The organism is Stenotrophomonas sp. SMYL41, from assembly GCF_036319965.1.
Taxonomy (GTDB): Bacteria; Pseudomonadota; Gammaproteobacteria; order Xanthomonadales; family Xanthomonadaceae; genus Stenotrophomonas; species Stenotrophomonas maltophilia_R.
This window is the reverse complement of the sequence record NZ_JAWIRX010000003.1, coordinates 163,556-179,309: the sequence shown is the minus strand read 5'-3', so window position 1 is coordinate 179,309 and position 15,754 is coordinate 163,556. Positions and strand designations below refer to the sequence as shown.

The 15,754-nt window shown below is 64.3% G+C and carries 14 protein-coding genes and 1 pseudogene; 9 read left to right on the top strand and 6 right to left on the bottom strand.

What is annotated here, in order from left to right; all coding sequences use genetic code 11:
* The first annotated feature begins 35 nt into the window (after window positions 1–35).
* The 3 genes from V3B30_RS04920 to V3B30_RS04910 all read left to right on the top strand — a co-directional run bounded on the left by V3B30_RS04920 (window position 36) and on the right by V3B30_RS04910 (window position 3,308).
* Window positions 36–2,357, top strand: a complete 2,322-nt coding sequence (locus tag V3B30_RS04920; protein ID WP_262082605.1) for a copper-translocating P-type ATPase — start codon at window positions 36–38, stop codon at window positions 2,355–2,357.
* 28 nt (window positions 2,358–2,385) lie between these two features.
* Complete coding sequence (locus tag V3B30_RS04915) at window positions 2,386–2,700, top strand: hypothetical protein (RefSeq protein WP_049395166.1); 315 nt, start codon at window positions 2,386–2,388, stop codon at window positions 2,698–2,700.
* A 74-nt stretch (window positions 2,701–2,774) separates the two neighbouring features.
* Entirely contained in the window at window positions 2,775–3,308 is a 534-nt protein-coding gene (locus V3B30_RS04910; RefSeq protein ID WP_049395165.1) for a DUF305 domain-containing protein, read from the top strand.
* On the opposite strand, the gene V3B30_RS04905 is transcribed toward V3B30_RS04910, so the two are convergent.
* Window positions 3,305–3,526 carry an arginase family protein gene (locus V3B30_RS04905; RefSeq protein ID WP_234368021.1) on the bottom strand — a complete coding sequence of 74 codons (222 nt, stop codon included), beginning with the start codon at window positions 3,524–3,526 and terminating at the stop codon, window positions 3,305–3,307. The genes V3B30_RS04910 and V3B30_RS04905 overlap by 4 nt on opposite strands.
* 46 nt (window positions 3,527–3,572) lie before the next feature.
* On the opposite strand from V3B30_RS04905, the gene V3B30_RS04900 reads away from it, so the two are divergent.
* Window positions 3,573–3,896, top strand: a complete 324-nt coding sequence (locus tag V3B30_RS04900) for a TonB-dependent receptor (protein ID WP_234368020.1) — start codon at window positions 3,573–3,575, stop codon at window positions 3,894–3,896.
* Here V3B30_RS04900 and V3B30_RS04895 read toward each other — a convergent pair.
* Window positions 3,893–4,315: a MerR family transcriptional regulator gene (locus tag V3B30_RS04895; RefSeq protein WP_046430629.1), complete on the bottom strand. Its 423-nt coding sequence runs from the start codon at window positions 4,313–4,315 to the stop codon at window positions 3,893–3,895. The genes V3B30_RS04900 and V3B30_RS04895 overlap by 4 nt on opposite strands.
* 42 nt (window positions 4,316–4,357) lie before the next feature.
* Here V3B30_RS04895 and V3B30_RS04890 point away from each other — a divergent pair, with 42 nt between their 5' ends.
* Genes V3B30_RS04890 through V3B30_RS04880 form a run of 3 tightly spaced genes read left to right on the top strand, consistent with a single transcriptional unit; the run spans window position 4,358 to window position 5,230 of the window.
* Entirely contained in the window at window positions 4,358–4,714 is a 357-nt protein-coding gene (locus V3B30_RS04890) for a mercuric transporter MerT family protein (RefSeq protein WP_046430614.1), read from the top strand.
* 8 nt (window positions 4,715–4,722) lie between these two features.
* Window positions 4,723–5,016 (top strand): cation transporter, encoded by a 294-nt coding sequence (locus tag V3B30_RS04885; RefSeq protein ID WP_046430611.1) that lies wholly within the window; start codon window positions 4,723–4,725, stop codon window positions 5,014–5,016.
* Window positions 4,970–5,230, top strand: a complete 261-nt coding sequence (locus V3B30_RS04880; protein ID WP_088375505.1) for a GDCCVxC domain-containing (seleno)protein — start codon at window positions 4,970–4,972, stop codon at window positions 5,228–5,230. Before V3B30_RS04885 ends, V3B30_RS04880 begins: the two co-directional genes overlap by 47 nt.
* Before the next feature lie 6 nt (window positions 5,231–5,236).
* Here V3B30_RS04880 and V3B30_RS04875 read toward each other — a convergent pair whose 3' ends face one another.
* The 4 genes and pseudogenes from V3B30_RS04875 to V3B30_RS04860 form a co-directional block, all read right to left on the bottom strand.
* Window positions 5,237–8,197 carry a Tn3 family transposase gene (locus tag V3B30_RS04875; protein ID WP_107379589.1) on the bottom strand — a complete coding sequence of 987 codons (2,961 nt, stop codon included), beginning with the start codon at window positions 8,195–8,197 and terminating at the stop codon, window positions 5,237–5,239.
* Between the two features lie 36 nt (window positions 8,198–8,233).
* Window positions 8,234–9,169 (bottom strand): annotated as a pseudogene (locus V3B30_RS04870) (site-specific integrase); the annotation flags it as partial.
* A gap of 17 nt (window positions 9,170–9,186) precedes the next feature.
* Entirely contained in the window at window positions 9,187–10,833 is a 1,647-nt protein-coding gene (locus V3B30_RS04865) for an NAD+ synthase (RefSeq protein ID WP_046430604.1), read from the bottom strand.
* Window positions 10,834–10,838: 5 nt separating this feature from the next.
* On the bottom strand, window positions 10,839–11,246 hold the full coding sequence (locus tag V3B30_RS04860; RefSeq protein WP_046430626.1) for a helix-turn-helix domain-containing protein: 408 nt from the start codon (window positions 11,244–11,246) through the stop codon (window positions 10,839–10,841).
* A 120-nt stretch (window positions 11,247–11,366) separates the two neighbouring features.
* On the opposite strand from V3B30_RS04860, the gene V3B30_RS04855 reads away from it, so the two are divergent.
* Both V3B30_RS04855 and V3B30_RS04850 read left to right on the top strand, forming a co-directional pair.
* A complete protein-coding gene (locus V3B30_RS04855; protein WP_049420834.1) occupies window positions 11,367–13,310 on the top strand; it encodes a cytochrome c/FTR1 family iron permease in 1,944 nt (647 codons plus the stop codon).
* A gap of 6 nt (window positions 13,311–13,316) precedes the next feature.
* A complete protein-coding gene (locus V3B30_RS04850; RefSeq protein WP_046430586.1) occupies window positions 13,317–15,704 on the top strand; it encodes a heavy metal translocating P-type ATPase in 2,388 nt (795 codons plus the stop codon).
* The last annotated feature ends 50 nt before the right edge of the window (window positions 15,705–15,754 follow it).

Sequence of the window (15,754 nt, the reverse complement as noted above, 5' to 3'; positions counted from 1 at the left end):
CTTGGCAGTCCATCCCCACTAAAGCGAGCATCGGCATGAACTCACCGTCGTCCCATGACCATCACCATTCTGCAGGCGCAGCCCCTGTCGAGGCTGCGGATGGACGGGTCATCACCAATCCCGTCCGCTATACGGACGATGCTCCCCAGCAAGTTGAAGTGACCGCCCCAGCAGCGGTGGCCCAACCCAGCGGTACCCACGCCACGGTCTACACCTGCCCGATGCATCCGCAGATTCGTCAGCCAGGTCCCGGCACCTGTCCGATCTGCGGCATGGCGCTGGAGCCGGAGATGCCCTCGCTGGAGGAGGACGACAATCCGGAGTTACGCGATTTCACCCGACGCTTCTGGTGGACGTTGCCTTTGACCTTGATCGTCCTGGTCTTGGCCATGCTGGGACATCGTCTGCCCGGCTTGTCCACGCAGGCACGCACCTGGATTGAGCTCGTGCTGAGCGCCCCGGTGGTGCTCTGGGCGGGGTGGCCTTTCTTTGAGCGCTGCCTACAGTCCATCGGCAATCGCAGCCCCAACATGTGGACGCTGATCGGCATCGGCGTGGCCGCCGCGTTTGGCTACAGCGTGGTGGCCACCGTGGCACCGGGCCTGTTTCCGGACTCTTTCCGCGAGCATGGACGGGTAGGGGTCTACTTCGAGGCGGCAGCGGTCATCGTCTCGCTCACCCTGCTCGGACAGCTGCTGGAACTGCGGGCGCGTTCCAAAACCTCGGCGGCCATCAAGTCCCTGCTGGGATTGGCGCCCAAGACGGCTCGCCGCGTCAAACCCGATGGGGGCGAAGAGGACGTTGCGCTGGATCACGTGCACGTGGGTGATCTGCTTCGCGTACGACCGGGCGAGAAGGTGCCGGTCGATGGGGAAGTCATCGAAGGCCGCACCAGTGTCGATGAGTCGATGCTGACCGGTGAACCCATTCCGGTGGAGAAGGCTGTCGGTGATCACGTTATAGGCGCCACGCTCAACGGGACGGGCGCCTTGGTCATCCGGGCGGACAAAGTCGGATCCGGGACGGTACTGTCGCAGATTGTGCAGTTGGTAGCCCAAGCCCAGCGCTCCCGCGCGCCGATGCAGCGTATGGCGGACAAGGTGGCGTACTGGTTTGTCCTGGCCGTGCTGGCCACGGCGGTGCTCACGTTCTTCGGATGGGGCCTGTTTGGACCCGAACCGTCCTGGACTTTTGCCGTCCTCAATGCCGTATCGGTTCTGATCATTGCGTGCCCGTGTGCCTTGGGTTTGGCTACCCCCATGTCGATCATGGTCGCCACTGGCCGCGCTGCGCAGGTCGGGGTCCTGTTCCGCGATGCTCAGGCGATCGAACAGCTACGTCTGATCGACACGTTGATCGTGGACAAGACCGGTACGTTGACCGAGGGGCGTCCAGCCTTTCGCGACACGCTCTCCTACGCCGGCTTCGATGCTGATCAGATCCTCAGCTTGGCTGGCAGCTTGGAGCAGGGCAGTGAGCACCCCTTGGCCGAGGCTATCGTGGCTGAAGCCCAGCGACGTGGCTTGATCCTGGTGACCGCCCAAGATTTTGATTCGCTCACCGGTCAAGGCGTTCGCGGGCGCGTGTCCGATCAGGATGTCGTGCTTGGTAACCAAAGCTTGATGGCATCGGTAGGGGCTGATGTTGCGCCCTTGCAGAGCAGCGCCGAGCGTCTGCGCAAGGAAGGCGCCAGCGTGATGTTCCTGGCGGTCAATGGACGATTGGCCGGCGCCATTGCGGTAGCAGATCCCATCAAAGCCACGACCTTGCCTGCCTTGAACCTGCTACGTGCCGATGGCCTGCACGTGGTGATGGCCTCTGGTGACGCACAGGCGACGGCCGAGGCCGTGGGGCGCACGCTGGGCATCGAGGATGTGCGTGGCGGCGTCAAACCTCAGGACAAGGCCGAACTGGTCCAGCAACTCAAAGCCCAGGGTCGTCGTGTGGCCATGGCTGGCGACGGCATCAACGATGCGCCGGCCCTGGCGGCAGCCGATGTGGGCATCGCGATGGGGACGGGCACGGATGTGGCCATGTCCAGCGCCCAGCTCACCCTGGTCAAGGGTGATCTGAGGCGCATCGTGCAAGCCCGTGCCATCTCGTCTTCGACGGTGGCCAACATGAAGCAGAACCTGGGCTTCGCCTTCGTCTACAACGCCATCGGCGTGCCTATCGCCGCCGGCCTGCTGTATCCCAGCTTCGGCCTTTTGCTCAGTCCGATGATGGCGGCCCTGGCCATGAGCCTGAGCTCGGTTTCGGTGGTCACCAATGCCTTGCGTTTGTCCGGCTCCACCGTTGTTGCCACCTCCCCCCCTGACCGCGCCGATGAGCCTGCGCGCGGCCATTCCTGTCACTGATGGCTCATATCCCACAAGGAGTACTGCAATGAAGCGTTATGCCTCCCTCTCGATGATGGCCCTGTTTCTGATGGCGGGCGCGGCCTTCGCCGGCGGCCAGACCACCACGCCCACCACCGACCACGGTCAGCACAAGCCGATGGACCACAAGAAGCAGGAGCATGGTCAGCACAAGCCGGCCGCGGCCGATGCCGATTTCACCAAGCTCGATACCAACAAGGATGGCGCGCTGTCCAAGGAAGAACTGGCCAAGCACAAGCTCGCGCCGCACTTCGGCATGCTTGATGGCAACAAGGACGGCAAGCTGAGCCCGCAGGAATTCGCTGCCGGCAAGGGTATGTAACTGCTATCTCCCCGGGGGCTGGTTCATTGGCTCCCGGGATTCGGCGATGTTCTGCCATTCCCACGGAGATCGACATGTCTTCTTCGCACGGTAAGCACGAAAGCACGCACACGCAGCATTCAGAGCAACACGCCTCGCACGGAAGTTCCGGTCAGACGCATCAGGGCCACTACGGTCGCCTGCTGCTGATGATGGCCTTGTCGTTCCTGGCCATGTACGCCCTGATGTATGCCATGGTCGATCAGTTGGCCAACGTCTATCACAACGTCAACCAGTTCTACATGGCAGGGCTGATGGCCGCGCCGATGCTGTTGATCGAGCTTTGGCTAATGTCCAGCATGTACCCCGATCGTCGGCGCAATCTGATCCTGGCCGGCGTGACCGTGGTGTTCATGCTGTTCTGCTGGTGGGGAATTCGCACGCAGGCCGCGGTGACAGATCGGCAGTTCATCCGCTCCATGATTCCCCATCATGCCGGCGCCATTCTGATGTGCGAGGAAAACCGCCTGAAGGATCCCGAGCTGGTCAAGCTCTGCCAGGAGATCATCACCTCGCAGAAGCAGGAGATCGCCCAGATGAAACAACTTCTGGCTGAGCGCTCCCGCTAGCTCACTGCCTTTTGCCAGCCGGTGTCACCCCACTGAGCCTGCGCGCTGACCATGCGGTGGATCAAACGCGCGGCCACACGTGCGGTGGCTTGATCCGGATCCAGGGGCGGACACAGTTCCGCCACGTCGACCACACGTACCTTGCCCGACGCCATGACCAGATCCAGCAGGGCTTCCAGGACCTCCAGACTCACCCCGCGTGGGTTGGGGGCGCTCACGCCCGGGGCCACCACCATTGAGTACGCCGGCAAGATCACCAGCGGCTTGGGTAGCTACACCCAGTGGCGTGGCTTGGGCTCACTGCGTATGGGCAAGAACCGTTGGACCGGCGTCTATTCGGCGCAGTACATCGGCAGCGCGGACGACATCATCGCCGTGCCCGGCACGATCGGCTCGCATGTGTCCAGCGTGGTGTACCACAACCTGCAACTGAGCTACGGCACTAAGAAGAAATGGGATATCTCCGCCGGCGTTGAAAACGTGCTCGATAAGAAGGCGCCGTTTGTGCAGAACAACCCGGGGTTCAGCCGAGATACGTGTAAAAATGCCCCACAAAACTCAAATAATTCTTTCAGGGTAATGAGTTAGCCGATATTTTTCTTCTCGACTGGTTGCGCCAACAGATCGAGCGTCGGGCATGGCGCGCCTGTCACCACGTGGCGACACTCCTCCACCAAATGCTCAAGGTCGACTTCCAATTGTCTTAGCTCGTCAAGGCGTCGGCGCACCTCGGCCAATTTCTGTTCGGTCAGTTGCCGCGTCTGCTCGCAGGCGCGCTGGCCTTTGACCTCCAGCAGCCCCGCTATCTCGTCGAGACTGAATCCCATCGTCTGTGCTCGACGGATGAACTGAAGCCGGCCGACTTCGTTGGGGCCGTACCGGCGCACGCTGCCCATTGGGCGCTCAGGCTCCGGCAGCAGGCCTCGCCGCTGGTAATAACGGACCGTTTCGATATGCACACCAGCGGCCGCGGCCAGCCGACTGATCGTCATTACGTGGGTGGCCATCGGCTTGACTCCGTACTCAGGTACGGAGATTAACATGCGGGTATGGCCCAACGTCCCGCACAGTCCTCCTTACCTGCCCTCTTGGGCGCCGCGGTCGCGGCTATTGGCGCGTCCGTGTGTTGTGTCGTGCCCTTGGTGCTGGTCCTGATGGGTGTCAGCGGGGCCTGGATCGCCAACCTCACCGCCTTGGATGCGTGGCGTCCCTGGTTCAGCGTTGCCACGCTGGCGTGCCTGGGCTGGGCGTTCTGGACGCTGTATCGCCCGGCGTCACGTTGCCGGAACGACGGAGCCTGCGTCGATCCGATGCAATTGCGACGCCGTCGGCGCTGGTTATGGATTGCCACAGGATTGATCGCGATGCTGCTGCTCTTCCCTTATTACATCGGCTGGTTCCTGTAGGAGTCTCCATGCGCAAGATCCTTCTCGGTTTGGTATTCACGGCATGGATGGGCCTGGCTTGGGCGGCTACCCCAAAGCAAGTTGTCCTACAAGTGAAAAACATGACCTGCCCGGCGTGCAGCATCACGATCGAAAAGGCGTTGGACAACGTGCCGGGCGTGACGGCGCGCCGTGTCGACACTCAGGGCGCCACCGTGACCGTGACCTTCGATGCCGAGCGCACCGACGCGGCCGCCATCGCGAAGGCCATCACCGATGCTGGCTTTCCGGCCACCGCCAAGGCGGACGCGAACGGTGGCTGAGGTGAAGTTGCAAAGCACGCTGGCATGCCCGGCATGCGGGCACCAGGCGACCGAGACCATGCCCACCACGGCGTGTCAATTCTTCTACGAGTGCACGGCTTGCCATACTCTGCTGCGCCCCAAGGAAGGCGATTGCTGTGTGTTCTGTTCCTACGGCACGGTGCCGTGCCCGCCCATCCAGCAACACAGCCCCTGCTGCGGCAGTACAAGTTGACCCACGCTACGCGGCCAAGGCCAATTCGATTTCGTACGGTTCCGGAAGAGCGTCCACGTCGATCAGGTAATCGCCGAAGCGCTTCACGTGGCTGGTCACGTAGGGGCTGAGTGCAGCCACGTCCTCCGGGGTGATCTTCCAACCTGCTCGCATCAGCGTCTTGATGATGCGGGTCTGTTCGACCACGTTATGAAAGATGACGGCGTTGGCGACTAGGTCGTTGTACTTGACCGCCTTCTCTTGTTCGAGGGGATCGTTATCGGCAATGACGCCCTCTCCACCGAAGAAGAAATACTTGGAGAACCCGTTATAGGCTTCGACCTTGTTGGTGGAGGCCGTGATCTGCTCACGCAGTTCGCGGTCAGAAATGTATTGCAGCAGGAACAACGTGCGCACTGCGGCGCCAAGCGCCCGGAAGGCTTGGTACAGGCGATTCTTGCGGCTGTAGTTACCCAGTTTTCGCAGCAGCGTCGAGGCGGCGATCTTGCCGGACTTGATCGACAGCACCACCTGCATCAGATCCTTCCAGTGGGTCTCGATCAGGTCCCAGTCCATGTCCTCCCGGAACAGCGCATCGATGTGCTCGTAGCGGCTGTCCTCGTCCGGACGGAAGAACCGATAATCGCGCCAGTTGCGGATGCGCGGCATCAGCTGGATGCCCAACAGGTGCGATAGCCCGAAGACCGGCAGCGACTGACCTTGGGTATCGGCGTGAACGGTGTCGGGCTGGATGTCGGAAGTGTTCTTCAGCAGTCCGTCGATGATGTACACCGCTTCCCAGACGCCGCACGGAATAAAGTGACTGAAGAGCGCCACATAGGTGTCCGAGACGTGATGATAGGCAATGCCACCGTAGCCGCCATAGCGGATGTGGTACGACGCCAACAGATTCTGGTCGTACAGGTCGTACTTGGTACCGTCGGCTGCGGCACGCTTGCCATCGCCCCAGAATTTGGGAAGCTGCAGGCCGGCGTAACTGTTGATGACGTCGCGGCAGGCCGCTGCCAGCTTGTTCGCATCCACGTGACGACGATTGACGAACGACAGCATGTGCGCGGAAGCGGCGCCACGGAGGTGCCGGGCGGCCTGGGCCGGGCCGAGGTTGCAGCCGTAGGTGAATGCCGTCAGCACGTAGCGTTCGGTGGGCTGGTCGATCTTGGTGTCGGATCCGGACAGCGGTCCGAAATGCCGTGGCCAGCGGGTCCAGTGGGCCACGTCGCACAGGATCTCGATGACGCTGCGTTCGCGCAGGCGAGCAAGAATCGCGGTTTCCAAAGCGCGGGCACCGCTGCTCATGTCCTTGGCCTTGTGGCGCTTGAGTACCGGCAACCCGTCGTCGCCGATGATCACCTGGCCGTTCTCCAGGTAACCCTGATCGGTCAGGTCCGCGACTTGTATCAGTTTGGACTGCAAGGCATTGACGAATCCCACCGCAGAGGTCGGCAAGCCCACCTGGCGGCAGTAGTCGTCCAGCAGCGGTTCGCATTGCTCCCAGGGCAGCAGCTGTTCGCGGTAATCGGCGTAGGTTTCCGAACCACGCACGGCCACGTCACCGGATTTGAGCTCGTTCGCCAGCGACGAGAACACGCATACCTCGAACAGACGGCGGCGAATGCGCTCCTCGCCCTGCTCGGTGCGATGGGTGATGGTCTTCCGCCAAAGCTGGGTCGTGAACGCCAGATCGACCGGTTCGTCGAGCCAGTCGCCGCGGGCGCGCTCCTGCGACAGGATCAGTTCGATCGCGTTGATCAAGGAACGGTCTTCGGTGGTGGATTCCAGGTCCAGCATGCGCACCATGCGCAGGATGGTGGCGCGGTGGCTTTTATAGAACGGCCAGAGCAGTGGTAGATGGTTGTCGCCGCTGTGTGCGGCGATCGCGTCGCAATCGGCCTGCAGGGTCTGAACGCCCCCGCGTGTGCTGACCAACCGGCGAATTTCCCGCCCCGCATCGGTGTCGCCCGGGTGACGGTCGAGCACCTGGATCACATCCGACATCGTGGCGACGATGGCCTCGGTCTTCTCGCGATAGCGCGCACGTAGTCGCTCCAGTTCCTCTTTGCCGCGGTTATGGAGGTTGCCCATGCGTTTGATGAACATCTCCGCCAGGTCATCGCGGGTTTGCACCCGGGCGCGATGGATCAGGCACAGCAGTAGCGCGTGTCGCTTGGCCGGGCCGAAGTCGCGCAACTCGGCAGCGTCCAGCACCCGGGCTTCGGCCGCGAAGTGCTTGCGCTTGAGTTCCGGTACGTCCGCCAGATGCAGTTCGCTGCTGACCAGTTCGTCCAACGCCGCGATATGGTCGATTAGTTCCTGGAAGTGCTGCAGCGAGGAGCGTTTTGGCAACCGCTTGATGGCCTGCAGCGGGCTCTTGATGCGAGCGTCGGTGACGACCAGCAGATCGTCCAGCCGTTGCTTCTCCTCCGACGTCAACCGCGCGTCGATGAGGGCGAAGTAACGGCCATTGACCAAGGTGCGAATCCGGCGCCCCAGGCGATCCAGCGCGGAAAACGCAGGCAGTTCGATGCGATCGCGGACAAGCTGTTCGATCGCCACGTTGATCAGGTCGGCCGGATTGTCCATGACTGCGGCGGCTTCATGGATGGCGCGGGCGGCCACGTCGAGGCCGCCGTCGGCGTAAGCCCGAACCTGAAGATAATCCCGGATGCGCTGGAAATAGCGGTAGCGCTTGTTCGGCGCGATGTCGGCGGGCTTGGTCTGGACCCGGTACCGCAGCGCGTTGCGGAGGTGCCGGACGACCGCAGCGGGCACTTCATCGATTGCGGGGAAGTAGCCCAGTCGCTGGAAGGATTTCAGCAGCAGTGCCAACGCCAATCGATGGCCCGGTTGGCGAGCATTGTCGGTGATGAAGGCCAATTCGGCGTCGGTCGGCGTATAGGCGGCGACCAGTTCCCGGACGACGGGATTGCGCTTGAACTGGGGATACGCGGTCCGTTCGATCGACGCCATTGAAGCCTCATTCGGTCAGGGTGCGGGTAACGCCGGCGGTGGCAGGCTCGCCTCGATGCGCTGGCGCGCAAACGGGTCGCCGCCATCGAGGTAGCGCATGGCCGAGTGCACGTCACGCCAGCCGACGTACTCCATCAATGCCTTCACATCCCAGCCGTTCGCATTGGCCCAGCCGGCGAAGCCTCGGCGCAGGGAATGGCTGCTGTAGCCCTCGACGTTGGCCAATCCGGCATGCAGGAACACCTGCCGGAGCAATCGGATCAAGCTGTTCGGATGAAAGGGGGCGTCGGCAATCCGGCTCCAGCGACCGACGCTCCGAAACAGCGGGCCGGAAGTCAGCTGTGCGGCCTCGAGCCAGTCCCGTGTCGCCGCTACCGGGCACAGACGCGACAGGGCCGGTACTTTGTAGGTCTTGCCTTGGGCTTGGCGGTCGCCTTTGCTGTGCGGCAGGAAGCAGACCATGCCTTCCCCAGGGACCAGGCGCAGGTGTTCAATCCGCAGCCGGATCAGTTCGTCACCGCGAAATCCCCGCCAGAAGCCGAGCAAGATCAGCGCCCGATCGCGTCGATAACGCAGATCCGCGGCGTGTGCGTTCCGCGCCTGGGCGGCGATGATCGCCCCGTCGAGCCAGTCCACGACCTGCGCCAGCTGGGTCAGCTGCAACGGTGTGGCCTGCTTCTCCTCCTGAGGGTGCAGGGTTTGGATGCCCTTGAGCACCTGGCGCACGAGCGGCGCCCGGGTCGGATCCGCAAATCCGTGTGCGGCATGCCAGTGCGCCAGGGCAGCCAGGCGCAGTTTCAGGGTATTCACGGCCAGCCGTCCGGCGTGTTCGGCCAGGTAACGGGCCACGCTGTCGGCCGTGGCCGGCAGGTGCCCATCCCAGGCGACCTCGAAGTGCCGCAATGCCGAGGCATAGCTGCGCCGCGTGTTGTCGCGGGTGGCGGCTTGCAGGTAACGGTCGATATCGCTCATGCCGTGCCTTCTTCTGACTATTCCGCCGTGTCGGCCCACGCGTCGGTAATGGGATATCGCCGCTCCCGACCAAAGGCGCGGCGCGAGACCTTCGGTCCTGGCGCCGCCTGATGCCGCTTCCATTCGCCGATGCGCACCAGACGAAGCACGTGGTCGACCGTTTCGGGGGTGAATCCTGCCGCGACAATCTCCTCTCGCGACTGCTCCTGATCGATAGAGCGGAACAAGATGGCGTCGAGCACGTCGTACGGCGGCAACGTGTCCTGGTCGGTCTGGTCCGCGCGCAACTCCGCCGAAGGTGGACGATCGATCACCCCCCATGGGACCACTGGAGCGCCCGCCACGGCGTTGCGCCAGCGGGCGAGCGCGGAGACTTCTGTCTTGTACAGGTCCTTGATCGGCGCATAGCCACCGCACATATCCCCATAGATCGTGGTGTAACCGACCGCGTATTCGCTCTTGTTGCCGGTGGTCAGCAGCAGGCCGCCGAACTTGTTGGCCAAAGCCATCAATAGCGCACCGCGAATGCGCGATTGCAGATTCTCCTCGGTCGCATCCGCTGGCGCCTGCGCAAACAGCGGCGCCAAGGCATCCAGGTACCCTTGGAAAGGCTCCTCGATCGGCAGCGTCACCAAGCGTACGTCCAGGACGCGGCACTGCTCCTGGGCCAGGTCATTCGACACCGCGGCGGTGTAGCGCGAAGGCAGACGCACGGCTGTGACGCGGTCTGCGCCAAGCGCATCCACCGCCATCGCGAGCACGACCGCCGAGTCTAGGCCACCCGACAGGCCGACCCAAGCGCGGTCAAAGCCATTCTTGCGGCAGTAATCGCGTGTGCCCAAGACCACGGCCCGCCACGCGAGGCCATCGCGGCTTTCGTCGCCTTCGATCGGCCACGACACCGGTAGCAGCGTGCGATTTTCGACGTCGTAGTCCGCGATCAGCCAATGCGGCTCGAACGCGATGGCCACCGGATGCACGCGGCCGTCTGCGTTGGCCAGCAGCGAGGCGCCATCGAAGACGATGCCGTCCTGCCCCCCAACCACATTCACGTAGGCAATCGCGACGGCGGCATCGCGCGTGCGCTCGGCGAGCAAGGCGTCGCGTTCGGCGTGCTTGTCGCGCTCGAAGGGCGATGCATTGGGCACCAGCACCAGGTGCGCACCGGCGGCCGCGGTTTCAATGAGTGGTTCCAGGCCCCACAGGTCCTGGCAAATCAGCAGCCCGATGGGAACGCCCTTTACCTCGAACACGCAGGCGCCACCGTCGGGATCGACGGCGAAGTAACGCCGCTCGTCGAAGACCGCGTAGTTGGGCAAGTCGCGCTTGCGGTAGGTGGTCGCGATAGCACCATCGCGCAAGACGCTGACCGCGTTATAGACCACGGCGCCGGCCGCTTCCGGCCAGCCGACTACCGCTACGATGCCGCGGGCCGCCGCCGCGATGTGCCTCACGGCCGCCTCGCACCCGGCGAGGAAGCTGGGACGCAGTAGCAAGTCCTCGGGCGGATAACCACTCAGCGTGAGCTCCGGAAACACCACCAGATCGGCGCCGTGGATATCGCGGGCCTCGGCGATATATGCCGTGATCCGCTCGGCATTCCCGATCAGATCGCCGACGGGAAAATCGAACTGCGCCAGCGCGAGTCGAAGTGGCGTGGTCATCGGCGTCAGGGGGAGGAATGGTCGGGGGATCGCCGCAGCGTTTCGAGGATCGTGCATTGCCCGCGCTGGCCGACGCGACAACTGCCGATGGTGCGCTCCAGTTCGCTGGCCATCCGCTGCAAATCCCGAATCCGGGTCTGGATGTCGTCCAGGTGCTCGCGCGCCAACCGGTCGACCTCGGTGCAGGACAGCGCCGGATCCTCGGCCAGCTGCAGCAGACCGCGGATCTCCTCCAGGCTGAACCCCAAGTCGCGACCGCGCGTGACGAAGCGCAGGCGCTCCACGTCGGCCGTGGTGTATTGTCGGTAGCCGCTGCGCGTCCGTCCGGGCCTGGGCAGCAGGCCGACGCGTTCGTAATAGCGGATCGTTTCGAGGTGGCAGCCGCTGGCGGCGGCAGCGTCACTGATTTTCATTCGCATTACTTGACTCTGTAGTAGGTACAGACTCTAAACTAGAGGTCTCCGAAATTCCACGCCCTGGCTACTCGGCCGCCATGGGCTCTTATCTGGTCGCATGCAATGCCCTTTTTTTTGATGAAAGTCCTGCGTCACTGCGCGCTCGCCCTCCTGATTATGGCGCTCAGTGCTGGCGCGGCCGGGGCGGCCGACCCACAGGCCGAAGCCCGGCAGGCCTGGCAGCTGCTCGATTACATCGCCGTGGATTACGGCGGGGCCGTGCGCGGCGGCCAAGTGGTCGAACCGGGTGAATACAGTGAGATGCAGGAGTTCGCGGCCACGGTGCGCACGAAAGTGGCCGGCCTCCCGGCGACGCCGCAGCAAGCTGCGCTGGTGAGCTCGGCCGAGCGGCTGCAGGCGGCGGTCGCCGCCCGCGCCGAACCGGAAGTCATTGCGAAAGCTGCGCATGCACTGGCCGCCGAATTGCTGACGGTTTATCGCATCGAGGCGGCGCCGACGACCCCGCCGGACGTGGCCAGCGCGGCCCCGCTTTACGCCCAGCAGTGCGCCGGATGTCACGGGGCCCAGGGCCGCGGAGATGGCCCTGTAGCCGCCAGCCTCACGCCACGGCCAATTGCGTTCACTGACGCAGAACGCGCGGCGCAGCGCAGTCCCCTGGCGCTGTATCAGGTGATCTCGCAGGGTTTGAACGGCACGGCCATGACCAGCTTTGCCCATCTGTCCGAAGCCGATCGCTGGGCACTGGCCTTCTATGTTGGGGGATTTGCCTACGACGACGCGGCGCGCAACCGCGGCGAAATCCTGTGGCGAGAGGATCCGAAACTGCATCAGGCGCTCCCGACATTGGCCGCCTTGTCCGGTTCGAGCGAGGCAGAGTTGGGCCAGACGTTGGCGGCGGCACAGGCCAAGGCGATCACTGCGTATTTGCGCGCTCGCCCGGCTGAAGTGGTGCCGCATGCCGCTGTCGGGGCTGGCCCGTTCGCACTCGCGCGGCAACGCCTGGCGGGCAGCCTGCGGGCGTATGCGGCCGGCGATGCAGTGCAAGCCAAGACCCTGGCGTTGTCGTCTTACCTGGATGGCGTGGAGCCAGTGGAGCCGACCTTGGCCGGCCGCGATCGTGCGCTGATGCGCCGGATCGAAGCGAGCATGGCCCGATTCCGCGATGCGCTGGGGCGCCGTGCGCCGGCCGCCGAGGTGACCGCTACGGCGGCGGAGATCACCGGCTTGTTCGATCGCGCCGAAGCGGTACTGCAAACGTCCCACACCGATACGACCACGGCCTTCCTGGGCAGCTTCACCATCCTGCTGCGGGAGGGACTGGAAGCGCTGCTGATCGTCGTGGGCATGATTGCGTTCCTGCGCAAGGCCGAACGGCGCGAAGTGCTGCCCTACGTCCATGCCGGTTGGGTCGGCGCCTTGCTGGCTGGCGTGCTGACTTGGGCCGTCGCCACGCATCTGGTCGACATCAGCGGCGCCAATCGCGAGGTCACCGAAGGCGTGTCTGCGCTGTTTGCCGCGGTGGTCCTGTTGAGCGTGGGGATCTGGATGCACCAGAAGAGCCTGGCCGGGCGCTGGCAGCAGTACCTGCACGCGAAGATGTCGGCGGCGTTGACGCGGCGCTCGGCGATTTTCCTGTTCTCGCTCGCCTTCATCGCGGTCTACCGCGAAGTGTTCGAGACGATCCTGTTCTTCATCGCCATGTGGAGCGAACAGGCGTCCGGCGCGATCCTGGGCGGCTTGCTGGCCGGTGCCGTGGTCCTGGCCGGGGTGGCCTATTGGATGCTGCGCATGAGCAAGCGCCTGCCGATCGGCCAGTTCTTCTCGGCGAGTTCGATCCTGATCGCCGTGTTGGCTGTGGTCCTGGTCGGCAAGGGCGTCGCGGCCCTGCAGGAGGCGGGCTGGATCGCGCAGGCCCTGGTGGCGGCCCCGCGTATCGAATGGCTGGGCATCTATCCCTCCTGGCAATCGCTGCTGGCCCAGTTGACCGTGGCCGTCGTCGCCATGATCGGCTTCCTCTTCAACATGCGCTCGCCCGCCCCGGTGCGGACCACCAAGGCCTAATCCCCCATGAGCCAAGCAGACTCCAAAACCTGTGGTTGTTCGGCGGCCGCAGCGGCAGCCCCCGAGGCGCACCTTCACACGCCCGCCGCGACGGTTTACCGCATCGAGAACATGGACTGTCCGACCGAGGAGGCCTTGATCCGCAACAAGCTGGCGGGCGTGCCGGGCGTCGAGCGCCTGGACTTCAATCTGGTGCAGCGATTGCTGACGGTGCACCACGCCTTGCCGTCGCTGACGCCCGTGGAACAGGCCTTGGCGGCGATCGGCATGCGTGCGGTGCCCGTTCAAGGGACGCCGACGGACCAGTCAACGACGCTGGCCATCGCCAAGATGGATTGCCCGACCGAGGAAGCCTTGATCCGGGCCAAGCTCGGGACGGTGTCGGGGGTGTCGAATCTCGTTTTCAATCTGGTGCAACGCACCTTGCAGGTCCGCCATACGCCCGATGCCTTGCCCCAGGTGCTGGCGGCGCTGAGGACGCTCGATTTTGAAGCACACGTCGTGGAGGGAGCCGGTGCCGTGGCGCCGGCGGCGGCGACCCCAACGAAATGGTGGCCGTTGGCGATTTCCGCGGTTGCTGCGATCGCCGCCGAAGCGATCTATTGGCTCAACAACGGCAATCACTGGTCCGTCATTGCCTTGGCCTTGGTGGCGATCCTGACGGGCGGCCTGCCGACCTACAGGAAGGGCTGGATCGCGCTGCGCAACCTCAACCTCAACATGAATGCGTTGATGTCGATTGCGGTCACCGGCGCCATGCTCATCGGGCACTGGCCCGAAGCGGCGATGGTGATGGTGTTGTTTGCGCTGGCCGAAGTGATCGAGGCCAAGTCCCTGGATCGTGCTCGCAACGCCATCCGCGGGCTGTTGGATCTCGCGCCGGAACGGGCCACGGTGCAGCAAGCCGATGGCACGTGGCAGGAGATGGAGGCCAAGCACGTCATGATCGGCAGCCGGGTGCGCGTCAAACCGGGCGAACGGCTTGCGCTCGATGGCGAAGTGCTGGAGGGACGTTCCACCGTCAACCAAGCGCCGATCACCGGTGAGAGCCTGCCCGTGGAAAAGGCGCCGGGCGACCCTGTCTTTGCCGGCACCATCAACGAATCCGGTTCGTTCGAGTTCCACGTTACCGCCACCGCGAGCAACTCCACACTGGCGCGCATCATTCATGCGGTGGAGGCCGCACAAGGCAGTCGCGCACCGACGCAACGCTTTGTCGATCAGTTCGCCCGCTGGTACACCCCGGCCGTATTCGCGGTCGCGCTCGCCGTGGCCATCGTGCCGCCACTGGTGATCGGCGGGCCGTGGCTCGATTGGGTCTACAAGGCCCTGGTGCTCCTGGTGATCGCCTGTCCTTGTGCACTGGTCATCTCGACCCCGGTGAGCATCGTCAGCGGTCTCGCCGCCGCTGCTCGCCACGGCATCCTCATCAAGGGCGGGGTCTACCTCGAAGGCGGGCGCAAGCTGCAATGGCTCGCCCTCGACAAGACCGGCACGCTCACCCACGGCAAGCCGGTGCAGACGGATTTCCTGACCTGGAACGAAGCGGCGCCGACCGCCGCGCGGGAATGGGCGGCCAGTCTGGCTGCGCGCTCCGACCATCCGGTATCGAAGGCGGTCGCGTTGGCCGCGCAGGCCGACGGCGTAGTGCTGCAAGCGGTCAGCGACTTCGCCGCGCTGCCCGGCCGTGGTGTCCGCGGCCGTCTCGGTGATGTGACCTACCACCTGGGCAATCACCGCTTAGTGGAAGAACTGGGCGTCAGCTCGCCGGAGCTGGAGCGCCGCCTCTCGATGCTGGAGGCCGAGGGCAAGACCGTGGTGATGCTGATTGGAGACAGTCGCGTGCATGCGCTGTTCGCCGTGGCCGACACCGTCAAGGACAGCAGTCGCCACGCGATCGCCGAGCTGCATGCCCTGGGCGTCAAGACGCTGATGCTAACCGGCGACAATCCGCACACCGCGCAAGCCATTGCCGCGCAAGTCGGTATCGATCGTGCCCAAGGCAATCTGCTGCCGGAAGACAAGCAACGCGAGGTCGAGCAATTGGCCCGGGCCGGGACGGTAGGCATGGTGGGCGACGGCATCAACGATGCGCCGGCGCTAGCACAGGCGGACATCGGGTTCGCGATGGGCGCTGCCGGCACCGATACCGCTATCGAGACGGCCGACGTGGCCCTGATGGACGATGACCTGCGCAAGATCCCCACCTTCGTGCGCCTCTCTCGCGCCACGGCAAGCGTGTTGATGCAGAACATCGTGCTGGCGTTGGGCATCAAGGCGATCTTCCTGGTGCTCACTTTTACGGGGCAGGCCACCATGTGGATGGCGGTGTTTGCCGACATGGGCGCCAGCTTGCTGGTGGTGTTCAACGGGTTGCGGTTGCTGCGCCAATGAGGACGCGTCCGGCCGCACTCCGCACCGTGCTCGCTCGCCTGCGCGCCTCG

Excerpts from the sequence above, each read along its gene's own strand:
- V3B30_RS04920 (WP_262082605.1), top strand. The coding sequence starts at position 36 with ATGAACTCACCGTCGTCCCATGACCATCACCATTCTGCAGGCGCAGCC.
- V3B30_RS04915 (WP_049395166.1), top strand. The coding sequence starts at position 2,386 with ATGAAGCGTTATGCCTCCCTCTCGATGATGGCCCTGTTTCTGATGGCG.
- V3B30_RS04910 (WP_049395165.1), top strand. The coding sequence starts at position 2,775 with ATGTCTTCTTCGCACGGTAAGCACGAAAGCACGCACACGCAGCATTCA.
- V3B30_RS04895 (WP_046430629.1), bottom strand. The coding sequence starts at position 4,315 with ATGGCCACCCACGTAATGACGATCAGTCGGCTGGCCGCGGCCGCTGGT.
- V3B30_RS04890 (WP_046430614.1), top strand. The coding sequence starts at position 4,358 with ATGGCCCAACGTCCCGCACAGTCCTCCTTACCTGCCCTCTTGGGCGCC.
- V3B30_RS04885 (WP_046430611.1), top strand. The coding sequence starts at position 4,723 with ATGCGCAAGATCCTTCTCGGTTTGGTATTCACGGCATGGATGGGCCTG.
- V3B30_RS04880 (WP_088375505.1), top strand. The coding sequence starts at position 4,970 with ATGCTGGCTTTCCGGCCACCGCCAAGGCGGACGCGAACGGTGGCTGAG.
- V3B30_RS04875 (WP_107379589.1), bottom strand. The coding sequence starts at position 8,197 with ATGGCGTCGATCGAACGGACCGCGTATCCCCAGTTCAAGCGCAATCCC.
- V3B30_RS04865 (WP_046430604.1), bottom strand. The coding sequence starts at position 10,833 with ATGACCACGCCACTTCGACTCGCGCTGGCGCAGTTCGATTTTCCCGTC.
- V3B30_RS04860 (WP_046430626.1), bottom strand. The coding sequence starts at position 11,246 with ATGAAAATCAGTGACGCTGCCGCCGCCAGCGGCTGCCACCTCGAAACG.
- V3B30_RS04855 (WP_049420834.1), top strand. The coding sequence starts at position 11,367 with ATGAAAGTCCTGCGTCACTGCGCGCTCGCCCTCCTGATTATGGCGCTC.
- V3B30_RS04850 (WP_046430586.1), top strand. The coding sequence starts at position 13,317 with ATGAGCCAAGCAGACTCCAAAACCTGTGGTTGTTCGGCGGCCGCAGCG.